At 57.7% G+C, this 23,093-nt stretch carries 19 protein-coding genes and 1 pseudogene; 10 read left to right on the top strand and 10 right to left on the bottom strand.

Going from position 1 to position 23,093, the window contains the following annotated elements:
- Nucleotides 1–53 precede the first annotated feature (53 nt).
- Complete coding sequence (locus tag ACQUWM_RS14025) at nt 54–686, bottom strand: DUF1826 domain-containing protein (RefSeq protein ID WP_428922575.1); 633 nt, start codon at nt 684–686, stop codon at nt 54–56.
- A 141-nt stretch (nt 687–827) separates the two neighbouring features.
- Here ACQUWM_RS14025 and ACQUWM_RS14020 point away from each other — a divergent pair.
- Nucleotides 828–1,022 (top strand): annotated as a pseudogene (locus ACQUWM_RS14020) (GTP-binding protein); the annotation flags it as partial.
- 54 nt (nt 1,023–1,076) lie between these two features.
- On the opposite strand, the gene ACQUWM_RS14015 reads toward ACQUWM_RS14020, so the two are convergent.
- On the bottom strand, nt 1,077–1,235 hold the full coding sequence (locus tag ACQUWM_RS14015) for a hypothetical protein (RefSeq protein WP_407001507.1): 159 nt from the start codon (nt 1,233–1,235) through the stop codon (nt 1,077–1,079).
- Nucleotides 1,236–1,388: 153 nt separating this feature from the next.
- Between ACQUWM_RS14015 and ACQUWM_RS14010 the strand changes: the two genes are divergently transcribed.
- Nucleotides 1,389–1,859 carry a hypothetical protein gene (locus ACQUWM_RS14010; RefSeq protein ID WP_407001506.1) on the top strand — a complete coding sequence of 157 codons (471 nt, stop codon included), beginning with the start codon at nt 1,389–1,391 and terminating at the stop codon, nt 1,857–1,859.
- A 99-nt stretch (nt 1,860–1,958) separates the two neighbouring features.
- Nucleotides 1,959–2,384 carry a hotdog fold thioesterase gene (locus tag ACQUWM_RS14005; RefSeq protein WP_407001505.1) on the top strand — a complete coding sequence of 142 codons (426 nt, stop codon included), beginning with the start codon at nt 1,959–1,961 and terminating at the stop codon, nt 2,382–2,384.
- A 32-nt stretch (nt 2,385–2,416) separates the two neighbouring features.
- On the opposite strand, the gene pelG is transcribed toward ACQUWM_RS14005, so the two are convergent.
- The 7 genes from pelG to ACQUWM_RS13970 form a co-directional block, all read right to left on the bottom strand.
- Entirely contained in the window at nt 2,417–3,793 is a 1,377-nt protein-coding gene (gene pelG, locus ACQUWM_RS14000) for an exopolysaccharide Pel transporter PelG (RefSeq protein ID WP_407001504.1), read from the bottom strand.
- Nucleotides 3,793–5,334 carry a GT4 family glycosyltransferase PelF gene (gene pelF / locus ACQUWM_RS13995; protein ID WP_407001503.1) on the bottom strand — a complete coding sequence of 514 codons (1,542 nt, stop codon included), beginning with the start codon at nt 5,332–5,334 and terminating at the stop codon, nt 3,793–3,795. The genes pelG and pelF overlap by 1 nt, the downstream gene beginning before the upstream one ends.
- Entirely contained in the window at nt 5,325–6,311 is a 987-nt protein-coding gene (locus tag ACQUWM_RS13990; protein ID WP_428922574.1) for a polysaccharide biosynthesis protein, read from the bottom strand. The genes pelF and ACQUWM_RS13990 overlap by 10 nt, the downstream gene beginning before the upstream one ends.
- Nucleotides 6,308–7,642 carry a PelD GGDEF domain-containing protein gene (locus ACQUWM_RS13985; RefSeq protein ID WP_428922573.1) on the bottom strand — a complete coding sequence of 445 codons (1,335 nt, stop codon included), beginning with the start codon at nt 7,640–7,642 and terminating at the stop codon, nt 6,308–6,310. Before ACQUWM_RS13985 ends, ACQUWM_RS13990 begins: the two co-directional genes overlap by 4 nt.
- Before the next feature lie 4 nt (nt 7,643–7,646).
- Nucleotides 7,647–8,120, bottom strand: a complete 474-nt coding sequence (locus ACQUWM_RS13980; protein ID WP_407001500.1) for a hypothetical protein — start codon at nt 8,118–8,120, stop codon at nt 7,647–7,649.
- 71 nt (nt 8,121–8,191) lie between these two features.
- The gene (locus tag ACQUWM_RS13975) at nt 8,192–11,362 is read right to left on the bottom strand and encodes a tetratricopeptide repeat protein (RefSeq protein WP_428922572.1); all 3,171 of its coding nucleotides are present in this window, start codon (nt 11,360–11,362) and stop codon (nt 8,192–8,194) included.
- Nucleotides 11,363–11,365: 3 nt separating this feature from the next.
- The gene (locus ACQUWM_RS13970; protein WP_428922571.1) at nt 11,366–14,131 is read right to left on the bottom strand and encodes an endo alpha-1,4 polygalactosaminidase; all 2,766 of its coding nucleotides are present in this window, start codon (nt 14,129–14,131) and stop codon (nt 11,366–11,368) included.
- Nucleotides 14,132–14,319: 188 nt separating this feature from the next.
- Here ACQUWM_RS13970 and ACQUWM_RS13965 point away from each other — a divergent pair, with 188 nt between their 5' ends.
- Nucleotides 14,320–14,997 (top strand): hypothetical protein, encoded by a 678-nt coding sequence (locus ACQUWM_RS13965; RefSeq protein ID WP_428922570.1) that lies wholly within the window; start codon nt 14,320–14,322, stop codon nt 14,995–14,997.
- A gap of 13 nt (nt 14,998–15,010) precedes the next feature.
- On the opposite strand, the gene ACQUWM_RS13960 is transcribed toward ACQUWM_RS13965, so the two are convergent.
- Complete coding sequence (locus ACQUWM_RS13960; RefSeq protein WP_407001496.1) at nt 15,011–15,742, bottom strand: sulfite exporter TauE/SafE family protein; 732 nt, start codon at nt 15,740–15,742, stop codon at nt 15,011–15,013.
- 108 nt (nt 15,743–15,850) lie between these two features.
- Here ACQUWM_RS13960 and ACQUWM_RS13955 point away from each other — a divergent pair, with 108 nt between their 5' ends.
- The 6 genes from ACQUWM_RS13955 (at nt 15,851) to ACQUWM_RS13930 (ending at nt 23,022) form a co-directional block, all read left to right on the top strand.
- Nucleotides 15,851–16,315: a YchJ family protein gene (locus tag ACQUWM_RS13955; RefSeq protein ID WP_428922569.1), complete on the top strand. Its 465-nt coding sequence runs from the start codon at nt 15,851–15,853 to the stop codon at nt 16,313–16,315.
- A 124-nt stretch (nt 16,316–16,439) separates the two neighbouring features.
- Nucleotides 16,440–17,045, top strand: a complete 606-nt coding sequence (locus ACQUWM_RS13950) for an outer membrane beta-barrel protein (RefSeq protein ID WP_428922568.1) — start codon at nt 16,440–16,442, stop codon at nt 17,043–17,045.
- Between the two features lie 15 nt (nt 17,046–17,060).
- On the top strand, nt 17,061–17,291 hold the full coding sequence (locus ACQUWM_RS13945; RefSeq protein WP_407001493.1) for a DUF3565 domain-containing protein: 231 nt from the start codon (nt 17,061–17,063) through the stop codon (nt 17,289–17,291).
- Nucleotides 17,292–17,564: 273 nt separating this feature from the next.
- The gene (locus tag ACQUWM_RS13940) at nt 17,565–19,241 is read left to right on the top strand and encodes a methyl-accepting chemotaxis protein (protein WP_407001492.1); all 1,677 of its coding nucleotides are present in this window, start codon (nt 17,565–17,567) and stop codon (nt 19,239–19,241) included.
- A gap of 96 nt (nt 19,242–19,337) precedes the next feature.
- On the top strand, nt 19,338–21,827 hold the full coding sequence (locus tag ACQUWM_RS13935) for a penicillin acylase family protein (RefSeq protein WP_428922567.1): 2,490 nt from the start codon (nt 19,338–19,340) through the stop codon (nt 21,825–21,827).
- A 124-nt stretch (nt 21,828–21,951) separates the two neighbouring features.
- Nucleotides 21,952–23,022, top strand: coding sequence for a TRAP transporter substrate-binding protein (locus ACQUWM_RS13930; protein WP_428922629.1), 1,071 nt, complete (start codon nt 21,952–21,954; stop codon nt 23,020–23,022).
- Nucleotides 23,023–23,093: the final 71 nt, after the last annotated feature.

Genomic DNA, 23,093 nt, shown 5'->3' with positions numbered 1-23,093 from the left:
TTTTCTGATCGTCATTCTTTAAAAACGTTATAACGTTGCATGTTCGAGCGAAGTCAAAGCCAGTCCAGCGCCAGGACCAATCGTGGATGATCTCCGGGTGCCGGAGACCTGTGAACGAGGCCGCGTCCTTCGTTTCCTTCCCAGGCCTCACCCTTGAGTAGTCCAATGGCACCGGTTGCCAGGCGTTCAATATCGCTGGTGTCGACTGACTGATCGGGCAGGGGCCCGGGGCTGTCGGGGCGTGTTACCCGTGACTCCCGCAGCCATTCCGTGCCAGTGCCCTGGTAGGTGCACAGCAAACGCACCGGCACCCGGTCCACGTGAAAGCGCGGGCACATGGTTCCGCTCAGAATGTGGAGCCGGAGACCAACAGCGTCCGGCTCGAACAGGCATCGATACATGTCGATCACCTCATCCGTATCGGCGACCCACGCCTCGGCACCGTCCAGGTTCAGTGCCCAGTGCGGCAGCGCTACGGCGACGCTGTCACCATCCGACAAGCTGACAAATCGTTCCAGTTGCCCGGCAGAAGCCGTCAATGCCTTTGCAAATCGGGTAACTCCCGGGCGTAAGCTGCGATTCCATACCGCCAGGTTGACTTCGTTGCGAAAGATATCCGTCAGGCATTCGGCCTGATCGCCCACAATGGCCATCGGCGTTTCCAGTGCAGGGGGTTGAAGCGTCATGGTTCTGTCCTGTTTGAACGTGTTGGCTTTGGCAAGACACCGGCTGATCGATTTCGGCGTAAATGTTATGTTATAACATAATGCTTGTGAACCCCGACGTTGACTATCTGGCTGAGAATTTCTGAGAGAGGTTTATGAATAATGAGTAAAACCAATCGATTACCTGTAACTGTACTGTCCGGTTTTCTTGGAGCCGGAAAAACCACCGTGCTGAGCCACATTCTGAATAACCGTGAGGGCCGCCGTGTGGCGGTCATCGTCAATGACATGAGCGAAGTGAACATTGATGCGGCTCAGGTGCAGAAAGAAGTGGAGCTGAACCAGGCGGAAAAGCGTTCTGGCAGACCCTCAACGATCCCTTTCCAGCCTGGGGGTGATACGGAGCTGCAATTACCTTGAGGTGTCACGTCGTCGTTGAGTATTGCCGGACGGGGTGGCACTTCTATTGGCGCCGGTCCGCGTTTCGCAACCAGCCTGCTGTTTCAGGTCCAGCCACGCCTGAAAGATGCTGCTGGCGTTACCGGCTAATTGGGTTGCTGTTCTGCTCATCACACGCTCTCCTGTTCACCCCATCTTCTGAAAGGTTAGCAGCTAAAAATTGTAATGCAAACGATTGTCATTAGCATCTCTAGCTTTCTCCTTGTTTGCAAAATCTGTAAATGATAATTATTATCATTTAATGAGTCAAAACAAGGAGCCGTTATGGAATTTCTATGTCCCAATCACCGCCGGGTGTTTGCTGACTTGCCGTTGGATGAACAAAAGGAGCTGTGGCTGCTCTGGATGGAAGGCGCTTTTACCCGCTACGAGTGCGGTGACCGGCGTGATGTCATCTCGCTGTCTGGCAGTGCGTTTGACCTGGCCTGCCTGTCTCACCGCAGTCATGATGAGTGCATGCACATCGAGTTGACCCTTTCCGCGATACTGGTGTTTCGCGCATTGTCGGATCAGGGCGATCGTTCCGGTGCCGAGCAGGTGTTGGCAAGGGCTCTGGAGCAGTTACAGCCGGATGGGACCTGTGCGTCCGATCCGGAGGGCTGTTGTGGCGTTGGGGAATGCATGGAGGTATTGCTGGACACATCCATGCACTGCGACTTTTTCGCGGACTATCTCAACTGGCCAACGATCCCTTTTGCGCCTTGCACGGCCCATCGTGCCCGGGTGCTCCACTGAGAGGAGGGGTATGTAAAAGTCCTATGGTTGTTCGCTACCTAACTGTATAAACTCAGTCCTGATTAACCTGTTTTTCACGCATCAGGAGGCAGTAACACCATGGCAATCTGGACCCAAACCCCCAATCTTGAACAGATGATGGAAGCCAGCAGGAACACGGCGGTCAACCACATGGGTATCGAATACCTTGAGTATGGGGATGACTATGTCAAAGGCCGTATGCCGGTTGATGAGCGTACCGTTCAGCCTTTTGGCATCCTGCATGGCGGTGCCTCCGTTCTGCTGGCGGAAACCCTCGGGAGCATGGCGGCGAACTGTTGCCTGAAAGACCCGAACACGGTTGCGGTGGGGTTGGACATCAATGCCAATCATATTCGTCCGGTGACCGGGGGCTGGGTTTACGGCACAGCCAGGGCCCTGCATATCGGTGGCGCGACCCAGGTGTGGGAAATTCGTCTTGAGAATGAACAGGGCAAGACCACCTGTATTTCCCGCCTGACCATGGCCGTGACCAAGCGCCCGTAACAAGCCCGCCATTGGCGAATTCCAAGGGCGTATCAGCGCCCTTGTAACATAAAGGTTTCGTATTCCAGTCGGTCAAACTTCCTTGATAGCAGGGCCAGCCCGGCCAGCGCGGACACCAGTGTGGCTGCTGCGTAGCCGTAGCCGTAAAACGCTGCTCCCAGATTGATCGTGATCAGCGTAAATACGATGTTTGACGTCAGAAACAGAAAGCAAAGTGTGAGGTTGATCCCACGTGCGTCCAGATAGAAGAGCACGTTCTGGATCGCCAGCAGGATCAGCTGAATACTGACGGCGACCAGATCGACGTAAAACAGCGGCAGGTAGAGGGTGGAAATGCCAATGGCGGAGAGCAGTTCTTTACCCCAGAGGAACAGGAGAACGACGGTCAGGCCCTGGACTTTGCAGATCTCGTAGATCCCGTTACGGGCAACCAGCACCATGTCATCGCGAAACCCGTTGATGCGACCAATGGTGTCGCCGTTTCGAACCGCATCGTAAAAACGCTCGTAGGCTTCGGAGAAATCGGTCTCCATACGCACAAGAAAGACGGCCATGCCTGGAATGATCGCAAGATAGGCCAGGAAGATCGGCAGATCGTAAATGATGGACGCCCGTAATTCACCGATGATGGATTGGGAGGTGTGGGGGTGGAACCAGAAGATGATTTTATCCGCCCACACAGCCGCGTTGAATAGAAGACCGGTAAGGATCAGCGCCGGGAATATTTGTTTACGGCGGGCAAAATCGAAGCGTATGAGGGTTTCGCCCGGGTATTGCCGGATAATGGTATAGAAGAAACTGAAAAAGAGCAGGCTGTGCCCCATCAACAGACCTGTCAGTAACCCCTCCAGCCCGAAACTGGCAAGCTGCAGGGAGGCAGTGATGGCGGTGGCGTAGCCCAGGGCAAAGACAACAACGATGCGGCGATAGGACTTCATGCTGGAGAGAAAGATGGTGACCGGCCAAAGGTTGCACAACACCACAAAATTGGCCAGCATCAACAGCTTGTACATCACTGAGGTGTCCGGGAATAACCACACCAGCGCAAGAAGGCTGATCGCCAGTGACAGCAAGGTGGAGACCCAGATTACCCCCATCAGGTTGGGCAGGATGACCGGGTTGCGGTTCTCGTATAGCCGGTCCGCCACCCAACGGGTAAACACGTGCTGGAACAGCCCGGAGAGAATCAGGGAAACCGCCATCAGATAGGTGACCGACACCAGGAACTGCACAACCTCGGTTCCCGGTATTGAGAGATTGATGCTGATAATGCCAATCAGCATGACCCCGAGTACAGACAATACCCAGGGGCCTGAACTGATGACGCCGGCCAGGCCATAGGCGCCCAGCAGACTGGTCAGGCTGTCGTTCTTGAGTATGCGCCGCAGTTCGAAACCGATACCTGCCATCAGGATTCCCCCGGCCGCGAATCCAGCGCGTCGACGTAGATGTTGCGATAGGCGTCGAACATGCTCTCGAGGGTGTAGTAGCGTTGAACTCTTTCGAGGCCGGCTTTCTGCGCCCGATGCCAGAGATCCTCATCCAGCAGTAACCGGATGGCTTCGCGGGCGGTCGCTTCCGGATCGGCAATCGGCACCACCGACCCGCTGCGCCCGAGGGCGCGGTCCTCTTCGGACATGCCTTCCAGCAGCTCCCGGCAGGCGCCGACATCCGTCGCCAGGCACGGCAGGCCGGCTGCATTGGCTTCAAGGATGACCAATGGCAGAGCTTCTGAAATGGAGGTCAGTACCATCAGGCCCAGCTGCGGCAGAATGTCGTTTACATTCTGGAAGCCAAGAAACCGGACCCTGTCTTCCAGCTCAAGGCTCTGCACCAGCTCCTTGCACTCTGTCACGTAGACCGGGTCTTCTTCTTCCGGCCCGACGATCCAGCCTTCGGCGTCGGGGATGACCTCGCACACCGAGCGCATCGCCCTGATAAAGGTCTTGATGTCCTTGATGGGCACAACCCGTCCGACCAGCCCCAGCACCGGGGGAACCCTTTCCGGGCGCGCAGCTCTGGCGGCCTCGAAGCGGGTTGGTTCAATACCGTTGGGAATGATCCGGGTCTTGTTTTCATCCGCCCCGTCAGCCAGTTGCCGCGCGCGGTTACCCTGATACAGCGATACCACGGGATCGGCCTGCTGGTAGGTGAGACGCCCCAGCGCTTCGAAAAAGCGGATCCAGAGCTGCCGGATATAACCCAGCTGATCGTTGATGTTGGCGCTGACCAGGTCACTCGGGTCCTGAATCCACTCGGCCTGGGACAGGTCGATTTTGCGTTCTTTGGTATAGATGCCGTGCTCGCTGAGTGCAAACGGCACGTTGCGCTGTTCGCTCACCATGGCGCCAAGCAGGCCGGCATAACCAGTCGAGATTGAATGAACCATTCCGGTTGTTGGCAGGGTCCGGGCGATCTCTGCCAACTGGAACAGTGGGGCATGCATGATACGGATGGTCCAGAAGTAGTCGACAAACGAAGGTTCGGTGCAGAATTGGCGGTAGCTGTCGTCAATCATCGACCAGCTTTCCTCGCTGTAGAGGAAATCGTCGCGGGTAATACCACGCTTGGTCCCGAGTTGCCGGAAAATATCGTGAAGGAGGTTGGCGGGTACAGTCTCGCCCTTGCGAAACCTGTCGTGCAGTTCCCGTTGGTCCTGGAACGCCTTCCTGTTGCCTTTTCTTGGCGTTGGTTTCTGCTCCTTCCTGACATCCATGATGTAATGACACTCAAAATGGACCACATTTTCAGGCAGTTCATACTGCTGCTGGCCATAATGGGCAGGGTCGCCGCCAAGAAAAACCAGCGAAAAGGTGTATTCGGGCAAGCCAGTGATGATCTGGTGAACCCAGGAGGACACCCCGCCGCGGATAAACGGATAGGTTCCTTCCAGTAACAGCGTTACGTCTGCCTGCGGAGATCCGGATTGCCGGGGCGTTGTCACAGCCATCCCTCCATCACCAGGCGAACCGATGGGTGAGGCTTGAACCTGGCAAGGCTGGCCAGGCAATAACGGACCCGCTGAAAATCCCGCTCAAGAAAAGCCACCTCGGCCTGGTAGGGGAGGAGCAGTTGTGGCGGCGCTCCGAGTGCCAGGGACCGGTCAAAGGCATGACGGGCCGCGATTACATTGCCCAGTGCGAGCTCAATACGACCGAGTAAACGCCAGTCGTTATGTCGGGACAGTTCGCTGGTCAGGTCCTGCAGTATGCGTTTGGCGCTATTCAGGTAGTAGAGTCTCAGGCTGCCCTGTGCCAGTCCGAGGTAGGCCATCTCCCACCAGGTCTGGGCCAGTCGTCGCTTCAGCCGTTCGCGGTTGTCCGACAGCTTCTCGTCCAGTGCCATTTGCAGGTTGCGTGCCTGGCTGGCAAGGACTTTTTCCTTCTGCTCCAGCATGGAATAGGCCAGTAGCCGGATATCATCCGCAGGATCTTTGAGGGCTTCCTGGAGAAGTCCGATGGCATCACGGTCGGCCATCTGTCGGGTGGCGAGCAAGGCTTTGAGGCGCTTGTCTGTGCTCCCCGCTTCGCGCAGAATCTGACGCAACCCGCCCTCGCTGTAGATGACCTGCTGGTCCATGTCGACCGGCTGAAAAGGCAGTTCGGGTATCTCCAGCTCCTGCCAGGCGACATCGCGTTCGAATCTGGGCAGGTACAGTGCGAGCAGTACACCGGTGAATACCCCAAGACTGCCAAGAAACGGGATGGCAAACTGCAGTGTAAACAGAAACAGCCCCGGCAGGAGCAGGCGGCTCCGGTAACGGGGGGGCAGCAACGGCAGCAGAACAAGCGTCAGAAACCCGCAGGCAAACGCATGGGCGGTCAGGTATCCGGTGATGGCAAGGGTATCCGTCAGCCCTGCTATCAGGCCATAGATACCGCCGCCTTCAAGCAATATCGCCAGTGCAGCCAGCCACGCGTTGGTCATGATGAAGCCTCCCCCTTCAGGAAGCCGCTCAACCATTCGCTTGCGCTGGTCTTGCCGGTGATCATCAGTGACTGGACCTGAGCAAGCTCTGACAGGGTCTTGCCGGTGTGGGTCCGGATATCATCTTCCAGTCTTTGCAGGTAAGCGGTTTGCCCGAGTTCATCCGTCAGCGGAAGCAGAATGGCCAATTGATGGCCGTTTTTATCCGGGAGTTCTGCAATGACATCGAGACCACGGCGTAACTGGCGGATGCGCGCTGTCACTGTTTCGGCATCGGGTTCGGAGGCGAATGAGAAGTGCACCACTGCAGCCGGAAGTTTGTGATCCCTCGCGTCACAATCGGCACGATCCATCTGGAAACGAAACTGCTGCCACTCGGTATCAGCCTCGGGGGATATATGCGCTTGTTGATGAACAATGTCCGCCATGTGCCCGGTAAGAATGGCGAGAAGCCGTAAGGTCTTGGGCTGAAAGTTGAAGAATGGCATGGCTTCGACCACCACCATGCCTATCACCGTTTGCTGGGAAGTAATCAACGGTATGGCCAGCAGCAGATTGGTGTCCAGCTCCTCCAGCTTCTGCCGGTATTCACTCTGGAGAGACACCAGTTTACGCTCCTGCAGTGCGTGCTGTAGCAACGGATCCTGTTTGTGTACGTCCTTGAAATTTCCGATTCGGGCAACAGGCTGTTCCACGAGGGTGTCGTTGTTCACCCCGTAAATGGCCGCAATCTGAAGCTGGCCGTAGCGAACCAGCAGTTGCAGCATCAGGTCGCCGGTTTCCGAATTCAGGCCCCGGCCATTGGCGTGGGCTATTTCATGATAAAGCCGCCTGAGCGCCTCGCGCAGACTGCTTGAGCTGCCGGCGATCTGTTGCTCCAGGCGATCATGGGAGACCTTCAGCAGGTAGAAGTTGCGGGTAAACTCCTCCAGCCGCACCTGGCGGTAACGATTACTGGCCTTCAGTTTGTCCGCCTGGCGTTCCCAGTAATCCCGGAATTCACCGGCAAGAAGGCTTACGGCCAGAATCCCGGTACTCCACACATAGGGAAATTCTCCACCCGGGAGCAGCGTCAGGCGGAAGGCGATACCCACGGTCCCCAGCAACAGCAAGGATGACACCAGTCCCATAAAGAAGCCGTATCTCAAGGCCACCAACAGGGGCGCCAGTGCTGGCCAGGAGAAACTGCCCGTCAGGAAGAACGGGTCGTCGGGGCGATTCCATGCGCCGATGAAAACGAACAGGGCCGTCACCGCCAGGGTTTCAAACCATTTCAACAAAAATCGTTCTGGCAGGCGCTCAGTCCCGGCGTTTTCCTGGGTATAGCTCATGGCGTCAGTTGCGCTCTCCGGAGGTGAGTGGCATGGCTTCCAGCAATGACTGCAATACTTTGTGGCCGGCCACGCTCAGACCCTCGCGGCCCCAGCCGGTTCTGGCGCCGGTGCCTGACCAGACGATCTGATCAGAGGTGGGGTCACGGACTTCCAGGGTGATGCCAATGGCCGGTTCTCCGTCCAGGCCATCTTTATAGCGCCACTCATCCACCGTTCCGGAGATAACAAGATCGGCTCCGTTCTCCAGTGCCTGGGACAGGGCCTCCTGCTGCCGGGCCCGGTTGTCATAGACCAGTGGGTCCCGATCCTCCGGCAGGTATAACCGGACATCCGTGGCACCGTTGGCCCTCAGCAATGCGCTCAGGATGCTCGCGGCCTGATCGCCTGCCTGGGGCGTTTGCGACAGGTTGCTCAGGGGAATGACTGCAAACCGGCTGTCCAGACTGACCGGCTCGGCGTTCTCCTGGCTTTGCATGACAGAGCAGCCGGCCAGCCATATTAAGCTTAAGCACAATCCAATGGAACGAAGCGTCATACGGGTCTCCTTTAACGACCGAAAAACAGAGTGTATGTAAGGTTCAGGTTGGTTCTGGAGCTGCCATCCAGGCCGTCCGAGGTGTAGCCAGCTGACAACGACAGCGAATCATCACCGATGACGCGCCAGCCAAGCCCCAGGTCCACTCCGAAATCCGGACTTGAAGTGGATAGTACATAACCTGCGCCCAATCCCACAAAAAAGTGTGGCTCAGGCGTGGTGCGATAGAGCGCATGGGGTTCGCCGTGAAACCAGCGTGACCGGATGCCAACCCGCTCGTAGGTTTCCGCTACCAGGTCTCCGGGCTGCAGGGGTTGCGACAGGGCCGCTGAGGTCTTCGGGCCCAACTGATCCGCCAGATCGAGTTGCTGGCGGCGGTAGCTGGCGGTGATTGCCCATCCCGGATCCTCTCTGAACAGGGTGTAGGTGCCCGTGGCATCCAGGCCATAGCCTGTTGCCAGGGAGTCTCCGGAGCTGTCATTAATGGACATGCCCTCGAGCCCGGCGGCTAGCTCCAGCCTTGAGACGGGCGTATACCGCGCTGATGCATAGACCCGGTCCCGGGCGGTCAGCCACCAGGCTTCGGCGCTGTCAGGCGTTCGCTCCTTCAGTGCAATACCACCGTTCAGGCTGATCCGGTCCGCTGGTCGACTGTCTATCTCTGCGCCCAGGGCCGTATCCGTTCCCCCAAACCGCGACAGCTGTCCCAGTTCCAGCGTCAGCAGTGTATTGCGGCTATTGTTTTGCAGCCTGATCCGATAGTCGCGTTCGAGTTCGGGGCGTTCCCGCAATCGTCCCCGGGCGTCGGCCCGCCGATCCGATGCGTTGAAATACCAGCGCCAATGGTCATGGCTGAATTCGCCGCTTACGCTGGTGGAACGTACCCCAAATTCGCCGAGATCCATGATCGACAGGCCGGTTTGCAGGGCGCGGTTGTCAAAACGGTAAAGCGGCTCATTCACTGCGCCGGTCTGATTGTCTGATGGATAGAGTAGGTTCTGTTTGCTCTGTTGCGTGCTTGTTCCGCCGAGCGCGATGGATTGTCGGCGGTAGGCCGCGCCTTCGGCCCTGGCATCGTTTTGCTCTACCAGGGGCGCCATGGCCAGTAGCCAGTCGGGATTGTTCTGTTGCACCGATCGCCCCCGGCGTGCCCAGGCCAGGGCTCGCTCTGAGTCTCCCAGCGCCTGATAGCCGTAGGCCAGTGCTGAGTAGGCTTCGGCGGGGGGATTGTTCGAGAGCCGCTTGAGCAGCTCGGGCAGTGGGCCAGGCAAGCGTTCCGGATGCCCCATGAGGAACCAGCTCCAGCTGATCAGCACCTCCGTGTTGTACGGGGCCAGACGGACCGCCTCCCTGAAGGCCTTTTGAGCCGCATCGTTCCGGTTCTGTTGCTGGCGGAGCAGGGCCGTGAGTGTCCAGAACCGGGCGTTGGTCAGCGCTTCCGGGAATTGCTGTCGCCAGCGTTCCAGGGTGCTTTCCAGCTGGTCCCAGTTGTTCATCGAAAGCTGGTATTCAGCCGTTGCCGCCAGATACCTTGGATCACCGGTGTCCTCAAAACGGATTTCGGCCAGTGTGGTCGCTTTGGTGTAATCGTTGAACCTGACGGCCAGGTTGATCATTTGCTCCTGCATGCTGGCATCCAGCTCGTCAAAAGGCAGGGCGGACAGCCTTTCGTACTCTGTTTGCAGAATATCTTCCTGACCAAGCATCGCGCCAAGCTCCAGTCGTATCGCCGAGGCTTCCGCTGCCAGCTTCGGGTCTGAGGGCTGGAAGTCCAGTGCCGCCAAAGCTGACTCGGGGTCACGGATCCGCCAATAAAGCCTGGCCAGCCGTATACGTTCGGCATCGGTAAGGGACGGTTGAGCTTGCAGAAACCGGATAGCTTCCGGAAAGCGTCGACGGTTGATCAGCAGGGTAATCTTTCGTTCGCGCAGCGACTCATTGTTCGGGAAGCGCTTCATCCCCTCGTCCAGTCTGGCGTCTGCTTCATCCAGCCGGCCATTGCGCACTAGGCTGTCGGCAAGCAGTTCGAAGCCACGGGCGTCAATCGTATTATTGGCCGCCGCCTGGCTGAGGAGGGCTGTCAGCGCTTCCCAGCGGAAAAGTTCGCGAGCCAACGCGGTGGCGCGTTCGAATGCCGTCTCTGATCCGGACTCCCGGTACAGGCGTCGCCAGTAGGAGAGCGCTTGCTCCGGATAGCCGTTCCACTCGAGAATCCGGGCAGCGCGGCGCCGGTCTTCCCGGGTCATGGCTTCCGGCTGTTGCTCGATGCGTCTCAGGGTCGTCAGCGCACTTTTGGTATCCCCCCTGGCCAGTTGTGAGGTGATGAGCTTTCGCTGCACGTCGAGGTTTCTCGGCTCCAGGCTGGCCAGTTGGCCAAGCCATCGTTGTTTCAGTTCTGTGGCATCCGCAAGTTCCGCCAGTCGGATCCCCTGGCGCAACTGGTCTGCGTCCAATGTCTCCGACTGATTCGCGCGGAACCTGGCCAGTGCCTGTTCCGGGCGACCCGCAGCCAGTTCGAGGCGGATCAGGTTGGATGTGAATCCTGTTTTCTCTTCTTGCGGCACAAGCTCAGACACGGATTCAAGGGTGCTGATGGCCTCTGCATGTCGCCCAAGAGCCTCATACTCGCGGGCCAGATTCTTGCCAAGGGACAGGTGCATCCGACCGTCGGATTGCGAGAACAGTTCAGTCTGGATCGACAGCTGTCGCGCGGGCGACAGTAGCGGAAATACGGGCAGGGCAAGGTTCTGTTTGTGTTCGGCGGAGTAGGATTGTGCCAAGAGCCGGTCGATGGTCGACGACAGTTCCCGCCTGACCAGTTCGCGACGATCGCCTTCCGGTGTCGCCTGATATTGACTGACCAGCAACTCAAGGTAGCTTTCCAGGGCTCTTGATGGAATTCGCTGCTTTTCCAGTAGCGGGGCCAGCGTTGTCCGGGCTTTGTCTAGCCGGCCCACCTGACGTTGCATGCGGCCAAGATTGATGCGCAGGGGAACGTTGTCAGGGTCAGACTTCAACAATGTCTCAAAATAGGCGATAGAGACCGCGTCGGGGTCTGAAAGATGCTGCATGTCCTCAAAAACAGACTGCCGGGGAAACAACACATACAGCACCAGGGCAAATAGAAATCCCATGAGGAGTAGCGCTGGCAGGCTGAAAAATGAGGGTTTTCTACGTGCCATGGATCAGCTGCACTCCAGTTCCAGGCGGATCCTGTCGTTAGCCGCGCTGGAGAAAACCAGACGCTTGGCGTTCGCGTCGCGGGACTGCTGAACTGGGGCTTTATTTGTGATCTTGCAGTGGTCGGCGCCGGCCAGCCTGAGGCTGACCGGTTGGTGGCCTTGCAGGGCAATCTTCAGCAACCACTTGCCGGAAGCCTGATTGCGTTGCCACTCGGTGATCACGGCGTTGGCGCTCTCAACGTACGGTCCTTTGGTCGGCGCCGGCGAAAGGTGGAGCATTGGCTCTGCCCCTACAAGATGGACAAAGCGTTGCTCCGCCACATCGTTATAGCCAGCCACCCCCTCACTACGGGCCAGGTCAGGGAACCGATCCCGCGAGATTCTCACCGTTGATGGCGAGCCGATGCCGCGCCACTGGTAGCCGCCGTCGCCGGTAACGGTCATGGCTGAGTAGTACTGAGACTGCACCCGTTTGGCGTAGTCGCTCAGAAACAGGGGAGTGACCGACTGACTGCGGGCGTACTGGTACACTTCCTTTAGCGCGTTCAGGGATTCGGACCGGGTGCCGGAATAAAAGTGGTAGTAGATACCAACCGGCTTTAATCGCCCCTTCGCTTCAAGTATTTCAAACGAGTCAATCACGTTGCGAAAGCCGTAAAAAGGTCCGGTCCAGAGGTTGGTGTACACGTTTTCGTTCATTACCGGGGCATAGACCTGTAATTCGTCACCCACGGGTCTGGCGTCTGGCCACACGCCCGCGAGCTCGGAATCATAGGGCATCGGGTGTGTATCGCCCCCATTAATGTTAATCAGTCCCAGCTCGCGGACTTTGGCCAGAGCGCGTTTTCCCGGTCTGGCATCTCCCGTCCACAGAAATACCGAGACGGGTTTGTCTGGCGGTGTCAGCCGGTCGTTGATGTAGCTGACCGAGCCGTCGATTTCGCGGTCCAGGTTGGCGTTGTAGTCAGGAACGTTCATCGAATAGCCATACTGGGTAAATTCAAGGTCCGGGGCGGGGCCTCCCTCCAGAATCTGCCAGAAAAAAGGATGACTGTAGGTGTGGGACGCCACCTCGACATTGTCCATCTCAAACATCTGCCGGGCCAGTGCTTCTGCTTCCCCACTAACGTCCGGGTAGAGCCCTCTGGGCGATGTTTCTGCCTCAATGACGGAGACGGTATGGGGCAGAGGGAACTGTTTGAGAATCTGTTTCCGGATCACTTCCGCGCTGAGCGGACTGCCGGGGAATTCGGCACGGGATATCAGGCCGTCGCCATCAATGTGTGCGGTGAGGATTCGCCGACCGCTTTCGGTGGTGCTGTCGATGGCCGGGAATGTGCCCAGCCGGAGGGCCTCGCGCAGGAACTCAAAGGGGTTGAATAGCCAGAACGCCTGATCGTCGGGGCCATGCTCTAGTACAAACGGGTCCAGTGCCGCGCCACCGCTGTCAAAGGTGTAGACCGGGTGAAATTTTCTGCCGTCGTGGCTGGTTGCCGTTATCCAGGTATTGCTGGATTGCATGGCTGGTAATGGAGATGTGGGTGCGGTCGGCAACCGACCGCCTTCGTATTGCCCAACTGAGGGGTGGAGTGAGTTGAAGGACAGCGGCGCCTCGGGAACCGCCAGGCGCGTAGTTTTTAACAGGGTCCTGCAGGCGGTCTCCACGGGAGCCTGGCCAAAGGTGATGACCGGCATGGTTGGCGATTGCCGACCACCCAGCCATTGGCAAAGGTCGCTGCTACGGTTGCCTGTTTCCCACCAGATGACCACTCCGGCATAACGGTCTTCCAGGGGCTCCTGGGGGTGTGGCTCCTGTGCGGATCGGTAGACCGGTACCAGCCCCAGGCGCTCCAGGATAATACCCAGACGACGGTGGGCGGCGCTCTGGTCCATGCGTTCAGTCGGTAGATCATGGATGACCAGCACGTGCCGCTTTACGGTTGCCGGCTGCGTGGGGCCCAGCCGATTGAGTGCTCCGTTGCTGATGTAGGGAATGAATCCTTCTTCCCGGAGGCGCCTTGCCTGGTCATCGGCGTTGTCGCCACGCCCGGCGTAGTCGATGGCAATGAGCGGGACAGCCGGATGTTCCTCGCGCCAATGCGTTAACTGTCCCCCCAGCCATTCCCTGTCGTTGTCCGACACGATTGTGTACTGATCACGGGAAGCATCGTAGCCATTCCGCCAGGACTCGAACGCCAGGGCATCGATCAGCGGGTGAACGCTTTCAGGAAGGTGAAACCCGCGATTCACGATCAGTCTGGCGGATGGATAGCGTTGTTTGATTGCCCTGATCAGACGAGCCTGACTTTCGGCGAAACTGGCAGGATCCTCCTTCCCCTGATCGGTCAGAAGATGGCTGTCCAGTGTGTCCATGAATACACCCTGAAACCCTCGCTCCATGGCGGGAGCAACCAGCTTATCCAGAATGAACTGCTGAACTGCCGGGTTGTTGATATCCAGTACCGAGCTTTGCCAGGCGGTGTTTTTGCCCAGTTTCCAGTGATCCTTCAACTGACGGTAATACCGATGTGAACGCGCCATTTCGCCGATGCTGATATACGTCAGTGGACGGGTTCCCCCCTTGTCCAGCAGGTCGAGACGGGCATCGGATGTCCGGTCCTGCTGCAGTACCACCCAGTCATAGGCATAGAGGCTGCCTATGGGAGCTTCGTCACCATAGTAGAACGCGACATTGTGAGGGGTGGACGGGGCTGAGAACCCAAAACTGCTGGCAAGAAGAGTGATAAACAACAGGCACGTTCGAGACATTTTATAATGGAATCAGCGTCGGATGATGAATGGGCGTCTGTCTAATCTAGCAGTTAAGCGGCATTGAAGGCATTTAATACGTCCACTTGCAAAAACCGATCAGATAATGTTCATTTGAGCGGCGAGCCGTCAAATCGGCGAAGTGCTAACCTCATTGTCTGAGGATTCCCGATAAAGGGGTTGTTGCCGTGGCCGATCATAGGAGTATATCACTATGGTGGCTGGCGCTTGCCGCTGGCCTTATTCCGTTTCTGACCATTCACACCACCTTTGTGGTCTCGGTGCTGGAAGGCCATGTTTCCGCGTGTATCCCCTACTGGGACAGCTGCACCAGCATCAGCCGTACCGGGCGGAACGGCATGGCCTATTTCATCTTCAAGGGTGCGATGTTGCCAGCCGGGTTGCTTGGAATTCTGTTCTGGTGGCTGAATGGCCGCTGGTTGCGCCAGCTGGGAATTCACACCTCGGGCGTAGCCTGGATTCCCGGGCTTGGGCTTATCGCCTGCCTGTCTTTGATCGCGTATACCCTGGCGCTCGGTCACGCCGGTGACGGCTTCAACCTGGTTCGGCGCACCGGCGTGGTTCTGTATTTCTCGCTCACGTTCATTGCCCAGCTTTTGATCAGTGGCGCCCTGCGACATCATCCGACCTGGAACGAAACCGGCTCACGGCTCCTGAAGCTGTGCCAGCTCACTCTCGCAGTGGGCATCCTGTCGGTCATTCTCGATGGCGTGGTGCCGGAATTTCATGACCAGAGGGACAATGCCTTTGAATGGGTGCTGGCGCTGCTGATCAATCTCCACGCCCTATGGCTGGCTGTGCTGTGGCGGCGAAGCCGATTCCGGGCACGGCTCTGGGCGGAGTGAGGACAGGGCTCCCCTAAAGCGACAGTAATCCACGCGCCAGAGCCGCCGTACCCGCTACGGCGGCGATGCCCAGGATGATTGGCCGAAGCCCCTCAACCGGCAGGCGGTGAACCAGTTTACCCGAAAGCCAAAAGCCGCCAAGAACACCAGGAAACGTGAGGGCGAACAGGGTGAGCTCCCGGGTGCCCAGATACCCCGACGCAAACAGCGCCGTTACGCTGAAAAAACTGGCGACCAGAAAGAATGCGGACATGTTTGCACGGACCAGCGGCCCTTTTTCATTCTGGTATATAAGGGCAATGGGAGGGCCGCCCACCGCGGTAATCGTGCCCATATAGGTAGACGCAGCGCCGGCAAGTACGCTGTTGCGGGCGTTCAGTCGCGGGCGTAAGCCGCCAATGCTCAGCATCACGCCGGTCAGGATCAGCACCCCGAATATCAGTTCGAACCCCTGGGGTGACAGGATCAACAGTGTCAGACCGGCGAAAATGGTGCCCAGTGCCCCTCCGCCAATCGCGAAACGTACTTCGCGGAGTTGCAGGGCTCCCCGGTACCGGAACAGCATGAAGATCGTCAGGAGAACCGCATTCAACACCAGCGGCGCGGGTACGAACAGAGGGCTGATCAGGAACAGCAGTGGTGCCGAAAAGGTGCCTATGCCATAGCCGGCAACGCCCTGGAGGCAAGCACCCGCAAGTAACGTCAGGTTGGCAAGCAGAATATGAACCAGGGCTACTTCGTCCAAAACAAGTCACCGATTGAGGGTAAGGGATCGTGATAGCACAGCCGGGAAACGGTTGGAACTGATAAACTGTGCGCCTTTATCACAGTATAGTGGAATGAGAGTATCCGGATGACAGCCCAATCCTCCGTTGAACAGCAACACTGCCCCTGCGGTTCCGGCGAAGCCTACCATGCCTGTTGCCAGCCATTTCATCAAGGCAGCCCGGCACCCACGCCGGAAACGTTGATGCGCTCGCGGTATTGCGCTTTCGTTTTCAGGCTTGCCGGCTACCTGCTGGAAACCTGGCACGAGAGTACCCGCCCCCAGTCCCTGGATACGGAACAGTCGCCGGACTGGGCCTCCCTTCGTATTCTCGATACGTCCACCCGGGGCGATGCCGGAATGGTGCATTTCCGTGCGGTCTATCGTTTGGGTGACGGCTGGGGGTATCTGGAAGAAACATCGAATTTCACAAGGGAAGATGGCCGTTGGTATTACGTGTCCGGTGACACCACGGAAGGCCAGCTGAAACCCGGCCGCAACGAACCGTGCCCCTGTGGTAGCGGTAAAAAATACAAGGCGTGTTGCCTCTGACTATCTGGCTCGCTGGCAATGTCAAACCATGTAAAACATTGGGTGCGTTATGCCTCTGGCGAATTTTCCCGATGTACTATCCCTGTCTCAATCCGCACTCTTATACCAACACAAGGAAAATAGGATGTTTAAGACAAGGGCGTTGTCTTGCGTGTTAGCCGGCGGTTTTATGGCCGGTATCGCTGGAGCGGCTTCTGCAGAGGACTTGGTTTACGTCGGTCTGTCCGGCGGCGTGGCAGAAGTGAAGGATTTTTGCGACGACATTGATTCCGGTTGCGACGATGAGGCAACCACCGTTCGCGTCTATGCCGGCGGATTCATTGATAAGTACCTGGCTTTTGAAGGCGGCTATCGGTTTGTCGACGATGTCACGATGGAGGCATCGGTGCCGGGTATGAGCGCGAGGCTGGATATGGGCTATCACATGTTCGACGGCTCGTTGCTGGTGTTCACGCCCAATTTTGGTCCGGTCCGCCTGTTTGCCAAAGTCGGCGGCCAGTTCTGGCGCCAGGACATCAGCGCCTCAGTGACTGGTCTGGGCAGTGCCAGTGACGATGAACAGGGTTTCTCTCTGCGTACCGGTGTTGGCGCTACCGTGGATATCACCGAGTCCTTCGGCTTGCGGGTGGAGTATGATTACCTCCAGAGCATTGGCGAAGACGTTGCCGATATTGAGAATTTCAAGTCGGATATCCATGTGATTTCCGCCGGGCCTGAATTCAGGTTCTGATATCCTGAACCAGCCATGAAACAATCCATAACCGGCTATCACAAAGACGAGGAAAACCATTGGGTTGCGCAACTGGCTTGTGGTCATAACCAGCATGTGCGCCATGAGCCGCCCTGGGTAAACCGGCCATGGGTTGTGTCCGAAGAAGGGCGGGCCTCGATGGTCGGATTTGAATTGGATTGTAAAAAGTGCGATGAGGGTGCTCCGGCGGATGAGCGCCCATCGCAGTCATCTCTGCTCCCCTGAGTCACTGCAGTATCCCCTCCCATGGCATATGAGGAGCAGATTCTTCATAGGTGCCGTCCGATGGTAGGTACTTTAGTCTACACTCGGTTCAAGTCCGTAACAGGATGGCCGATACACCTCTTATCGTAATCAACTGTCGTTAAACGAGTTCGTATGCACGGACTCCCCCGACAATGAATTCCGGTAACACCGCCTTAACAAACTGGAACAGATGTGTTTGCTGGCCTGTGCATAATTGCACCACAAGCACCGATTATAATGGGGTATGCGCCTATGACACTGATGACTCGATTGAAAATCCGTTCCCGACTGCTGCTGGCTGTAATGGTCCCGGTTCTGCTTACGGCCGCTACCATTGCCTGGATTACTGCAAGTCAGATCAGTGCAAACGGTGAGGCGGAGCTCGAGCGTCTGGAAGAGAGCCTGCTGGATGCCCGCAAAACCGGGCTGAGGAATCTGGTGGACGCAGCCCGTGCAGTGGTCATGGAAGCGAAGAACGACCCGAACCTGTCAGAGTCGGAAGCCAAGGAGGCAGCGGCAGCCCGTTTGCGTTCGATTCGATTCGATAAGACCAATTATGTATTTGCCTACACCCGGGACGTCAACAACCTGGCGTATGCCCCCGATCCTTCGAAGGAAGGCCCCACGGATAACCCGACTGTCAGGAAACTGATCAGAGACCTGTTTGATGCTGCTGAAAGCGGTGGCTTTTACGGATACGACTGGATGAATCCCGCCTCTGGCAATGAGGAATCCAAGGTGTCCTATTCGACCATTATCCCTGAATGGGATTGGCTGGTTGGCGCCGGTGTATACGTGACGGATATTGACGCCGTGGTAAACGCCGCCCGCGAGGATGTCGAAGAGAACATTCAGGCCACCCTTGGCTTTATTCTGCTGGTGACTGTCATCGTGGTTCTGGTAGCCCTGTTCATTGGGTTGTTCGTTGGCCGTACCGTGACCAAGCCGCTGAAAGTCGTCAGTGACATGATGCAGGAAATCGCTGACGGCGAGGGTGATCTGCGTCAACGCCTGCCGGACGAGGGCACGGATGAACTGGCGGAACTGGGGCGGCGCTTTAATAACTTCGTCATCAAGATCCAGGGCACCATCCGTGAAGTGGGGTCCACCACGGATCAGGTGGCGTCGGCTGCTGAAGAACTGAGCCGGGTGGCGAATGAAACCCGCGCATCGGTGCAGGAGCAGGGATCCGAGACCGACCAGATTGCTTCTGCCATCAATGAGATGGCGGCGACAATCCAGCAGATTTCAGGCAATGCCAATGAAGTGGAAAGTGCCGCTTCGGATGCCGATCGCATGGCGCGGGATGGTGGTGAAACCATCACCAATGCTCAGGCCGCAGTTAACAAGTTGTCTGGTGAAATTGAGGAAACCGCCCGCAGCATCAATTCCCTGGCTGAAAAGTCGGACGATATTCAACAGGTGCTGGATGTGATTCATGCCGTCACCGAACAGACCAACCTGCTGGCGCTGAACGCAGCTATTGAGGCTGCCCGCGCCGGTGAGCACGGTCGCGGTTTCTCGGTGGTGGCCGATGAGGTTCGTCAGCTGGCCAAGCGCAGTGCGGAGTCGGCCGACCAGATTCGCGAGATGATCGGTGGCTTCGTCAGCGAGTCGCGGGCGGCCGTTGACCGTATGAATGCATCCCGTGATCACTCCACGGAAACGGTTGAGCGTATCAATCACGCCACCAGTGCCCTGGGTACCATCGAAAAATCCGTGGGTCAGATCCATGACCAGGTGACGCAGATTGCAACGGCAGCCGAACAGCAAAGCCAGGTGGCCGAGGAGATCAATCAGAACGTGGTACGCATCGTGGACGCCGCTCAGCGTAGCGATACCGGCGTGACCCAGACCAATGAGGCCAGCCATGAACTGGCGCGCCTGGGCGAGAACCTGCGGGAGTTGGTGGGGCAATTCAAGGTATAAACTGCGCGGGTAAAGGGAACCCTTTCTCTCCGTTGTTCGTTAGTTGGTGACAGGGCGTCAGCTTTGTGACCAACAATAACAACGACGGATGAGACAATGGTACATAAAATAAAACTGGGCGGGATTGCTCTGTCAGCAATCCTGCTTTCCGGCTGCCTGAGCAGCAGCGGCGGTGATGACGATTCGAATGCCCCGGCACCTGTCGTCGGGGGTGATCAGCAAGTCTTCAAGGCCACCCTCAAGCGCACGGCCTTCGGTATTCCCCATATCGAAGCCGATGACTTCGCCAGTATGGGTTATGCCTACGGTTACGTTCAGGCTGAGGACAATCTCTGCCTCCTGGCGGAGGATACCCTGACCGTTCGCGGGTTGCGTGCCCGCTTCCTCGGGGCCGATGGAACCTATCAAATCCCGTCCAATGGGGCGACGACCACCAACCTCAACGCCGACTTTTTCTGGCGAGCCACGGCAACGGATGAAGCCATACAGCCCCTGAAAACCGGTAGCGATCCGGAGGTTGGCGAGGCTTCCCGTGGGTACGTTGCCGGGTTCAATCGCTACCTGCGGGAGCTCCGCAATGGAGAGCACCCCGGACGGCACGAAGCTTGCCGCAGCGAACCCTGGCTGATGGCGATGGAAGAGGATGATATGTACCGCCGTTATCTCCGCCTGGCGGTATTGGCGTCATCCTCCGTGTTTGTGGATGGGGTCGCGACAGCCCAGCCGCCGGAAACGGACGTGCCAGAGCTGTCCGCCGACGCGATTCTCGATGCGCTGGCCGATGCTGGCATTGAGGATGGCGGAGACCTGCCATTCCCCTTCGCGGACGAACTCCCCATCGGCAGCAATATGTACGGGCTGTCAGCCGAGGCCAGTCGCACAGGGGAGTCCATATTATTCGGCAACCCCCATTTTCCATGGGAGAAGACCGAGCGGCTTTACCTGGCCCACCTTAAAGTCGGGGATCAGGCCGAGATCATGGGCGCGGCACTCTATGGCCTTCCGGCGGTGCTGATCGGTTTCAATGAACATTTTGCCTGGAGCCATACGGTATCCACAGCGTATCGCTTCAGCTTCTACGAACTGACCCTGAACCCGGCCGACCCGACCCAGTACCTTTATGAAGGTGAATTTGTGGATATGGATGCCACCGAGATCACGGTACAGGCGATGGATGAGAGTGGTGAGGTGAGTGACGTCACCCGCACGCTTTACAATTCCCGTTATGGACCCATGCTGACTTTCGAGGCGGCAGGTGTGCCAATACTGAACTGGTCAAACGGCAAGGCATACACCCTGCGGGACGCCAATGCCGAGAATGACCGCTTGCTGAACCAGTTTTTCCGCTGGAACCAGGCCGACAGTTTCGAGGAATTCGTGGAACTGCATGGCAGCGTGCTTGGCGTGCCCTGGGTCAATACCGTCGCGACAGGGCCGGGAAAACCCGCCTATTACGGTGATCTGACGGTGGTGCCCAATGTTCCGGATAGCAAGGTGCAGGCGTGTGCCACGGTGTTGTCACCGGTATTTGATCTGTTGGCCCCGGGCCTGCCTCTGCTGGACGGCGCCCGTGCCGATTGCCAGTGGGACACGGATGCGGACGCTCCGGCAGACGGAGTATTCGGCCCCTCGAACCTGCCGTCGCTGCAGCGGAACGACTGGGTCCATAATTGCAATGACAGCTATTGGGTCACCAACCCGGCGGAGCCGCTGACCGGCTTTGCCGCCATCATTGGTGACGAGGAAACCCCGCGTTCACTGCGTACCCGTAAATGCATGGAGCAGGTGGTCCAGCGTCTGGATGGTTCCGATGGGCGCCCGGGCAGTACAGGGTTCGACCTGGCCAATCTACAGGACATCGTTCTCGACAGCTCCCTGATGTCCGAGCAATTGGCGCGGCAAGACGTTCTGAGCGCCTACTGCCCGCTTGGTGTTGTGTTGGGCAGCGATGGTCAGCCGGTGGATATTTCCGAAGCGTGTTCCGTTCTGCAGCGCTGGGATGGTACCCACAACCTCGGTTCTGTCGGCGGGCATATCTGGCGCGAGTTCTGGCGCAATGTGGACCCGCTTCCCGTGGAATCGCCTGATAAATGGCTGACGCCCTTCGATCCCGCGGATCCGGTGAATACGCCGGCGATGCTGAACGTGGCCAGTCCGCTGATTCAGGCGGCCTTCGCGGACGGCGTAAAAGCCATACAAAACTCTCCAATGGCAATGACCGCTGCCATGGGCGATGTCCAGGTGTCCGGCGTTCATGACACGGTGATTCCGCTGTTTGGTGGGGAAGGGTTTGAGGGCGCCTTTACCATTGCCATTTCTCGGCCAAACGATATCAGTGATGGGCGTTACGAGGTGAACTACGGCAACAGCTACATCCAGGCTGTCACCTGGGATGAAGACGGGCAGCCGGTGGCCGAGGGGTTTGTGACCTATTCCCAGTCAACCGACCCGGCATCGCCCTGGTTCAGTGATATGACCGAGGCTTATTCCGGCAAGCAATGGATTCGCTTTCCGTATCAGCAGGAAGAGATTGAATCTGATCCGGAACTGGTGCGCTATCGCCTGGTGGAACTGGAACGGGAGTGACTGAAATGGCCAATGCAGCGGGCGCAGAGGCAAGCGCCTGCTGCATTGGCTAAGCGGTATTTGGCACGCTACTATTGTCGGGATAATCAGATAACAACCGATAATAGGTAATACGATGCCAACAATGACTATTCGCAAACCCTTCCTTGCGGCTTTTGCGCTGATGCTGTCGCTGGTCAGCACCTCGCTGATGGCCGAAAAAACCTACACCATCCGACTGGCTGAAACCTGGGGGCCGAATTCGCCGATTCTTGGTGAAACGCCTCGCAGTATGGCAGCGATGGCGGAGAAGATGTCCTCGGGCCGTTTGAAGTTCCGCATTGACTCGTCCAACAAGCATAAGGCGCCTTTCGGGATCTTCGACATGGTGCGTCAGGGGCAGTACGACATGGGGCATACCGCGTCCTATTACTACAAGGGCACGATCCCCAATGCCATGTATTTCACCACCGTACCATTCGGCATGCTGGCGGCTGAGCAGTACGCCTGGTTCTATTACGGCGGCGGCATGGAGTTGATGGAAAAGGTCTACCAGCCCCATGGCTTGCTGTCGTTCCCCGGTGGCAATACCGGTAACCAGATGGGGGGCTGGTTCCGCAAGGAGATCAACTCCCTTGAGGACCTGAAAGGTCTGAAGATGCGTACGCCCGGCTTTGCCGGCGAGGTGATGTCGGAAATCGGCGTGGCAGTGACCAACATTCCGCCGGGTGAGCTTTACACCGCTCTGGAGCGTGGCACCATCGACGCCCTCGAATGGGTCGGGCCGGCGCTGGATCTGCCCATGGGCTTTCATCAGATCGCCGACTACTATTACTCCGGTTGGCAGGAGCCCGGAGCGGAAGTGCAATTCCTGATCAATCAGAAAACCTGGGACAGCCTGCCAGAAGATCTTCAGGAAATTCTGCGGGTCGCCATGCGCACCGCCGCCTACGACATGTACATCCAGAGCACTCACATGAGCGGCGAGGCCTGGGACCGCATGAAGGAAGATTATCCCAACGTCACCCACAAGACGTTCCCGCCGGAAGTGATCGAAGCGCTGCGCGAGGCCACTGACAAGCTGTTGGCGCAGGAAGCGGAAAACGACCCGCTGGCGAAGGAAATTATCACCTCCCAGCGCGATTACCTGCAGAAGGTTCGCAAATGGACCAACATTTCTGACAAGGCCTACCTGAACAGCATCGCCACGGACTGATCAGGGAAAACCGAAAGAGGCACGGCGGGTGCGTACAAAAAACCGGCGTGCCCTTTTTGTTTGCAGTGGAT

The organism is Marinobacter sp. DUT-3 (assembly GCF_050379435.1).
GTDB lineage: Bacteria > Pseudomonadota > Gammaproteobacteria > Pseudomonadales > Oleiphilaceae > Marinobacter.
Note: the sequence above shows the minus strand (reverse complement) of the source record. Positions and strands in the feature narration are given on the sequence as shown.

Excerpts from the sequence above, each read along its gene's own strand:
- ACQUWM_RS14025 (WP_428922575.1), bottom strand. The coding sequence starts at position 686 with ATGACGCTTCAACCCCCTGCACTGGAAACGCCGATGGCCATTGTGGGC.
- ACQUWM_RS14015 (WP_407001507.1), bottom strand. The coding sequence starts at position 1,235 with ATGAGCAGAACAGCAACCCAATTAGCCGGTAACGCCAGCAGCATCTTT.
- ACQUWM_RS14010 (WP_407001506.1), top strand. The coding sequence starts at position 1,389 with ATGGAATTTCTATGTCCCAATCACCGCCGGGTGTTTGCTGACTTGCCG.
- ACQUWM_RS14005 (WP_407001505.1), top strand. The coding sequence starts at position 1,959 with ATGGCAATCTGGACCCAAACCCCCAATCTTGAACAGATGATGGAAGCC.
- pelG (WP_407001504.1), bottom strand. The coding sequence starts at position 3,793 with ATGGCAGGTATCGGTTTCGAACTGCGGCGCATACTCAAGAACGACAGC.
- pelF (WP_407001503.1), bottom strand. The coding sequence starts at position 5,334 with ATGGCTGTGACAACGCCCCGGCAATCCGGATCTCCGCAGGCAGACGTA.
- ACQUWM_RS13990 (WP_428922574.1), bottom strand. The coding sequence starts at position 6,311 with ATGACCAACGCGTGGCTGGCTGCACTGGCGATATTGCTTGAAGGCGGC.
- ACQUWM_RS13985 (WP_428922573.1), bottom strand. The coding sequence starts at position 7,642 with ATGAGCTATACCCAGGAAAACGCCGGGACTGAGCGCCTGCCAGAACGA.
- ACQUWM_RS13980 (WP_407001500.1), bottom strand. The coding sequence starts at position 8,120 with ATGCAAAGCCAGGAGAACGCCGAGCCGGTCAGTCTGGACAGCCGGTTT.
- ACQUWM_RS13975 (WP_428922572.1), bottom strand. The coding sequence starts at position 11,362 with ATGGCACGTAGAAAACCCTCATTTTTCAGCCTGCCAGCGCTACTCCTC.
- ACQUWM_RS13970 (WP_428922571.1), bottom strand. The coding sequence starts at position 14,131 with ATGTCTCGAACGTGCCTGTTGTTTATCACTCTTCTTGCCAGCAGTTTT.
- ACQUWM_RS13955 (WP_428922569.1), top strand. The coding sequence starts at position 15,851 with ATGACAGCCCAATCCTCCGTTGAACAGCAACACTGCCCCTGCGGTTCC.
- ACQUWM_RS13950 (WP_428922568.1), top strand. The coding sequence starts at position 16,440 with ATGTTTAAGACAAGGGCGTTGTCTTGCGTGTTAGCCGGCGGTTTTATG.
- ACQUWM_RS13945 (WP_407001493.1), top strand. The coding sequence starts at position 17,061 with ATGAAACAATCCATAACCGGCTATCACAAAGACGAGGAAAACCATTGG.
- ACQUWM_RS13940 (WP_407001492.1), top strand. The coding sequence starts at position 17,565 with ATGACACTGATGACTCGATTGAAAATCCGTTCCCGACTGCTGCTGGCT.
- ACQUWM_RS13935 (WP_428922567.1), top strand. The coding sequence starts at position 19,338 with ATGGTACATAAAATAAAACTGGGCGGGATTGCTCTGTCAGCAATCCTG.
- ACQUWM_RS13930 (WP_428922629.1), top strand. The coding sequence starts at position 21,952 with ATGACTATTCGCAAACCCTTCCTTGCGGCTTTTGCGCTGATGCTGTCG.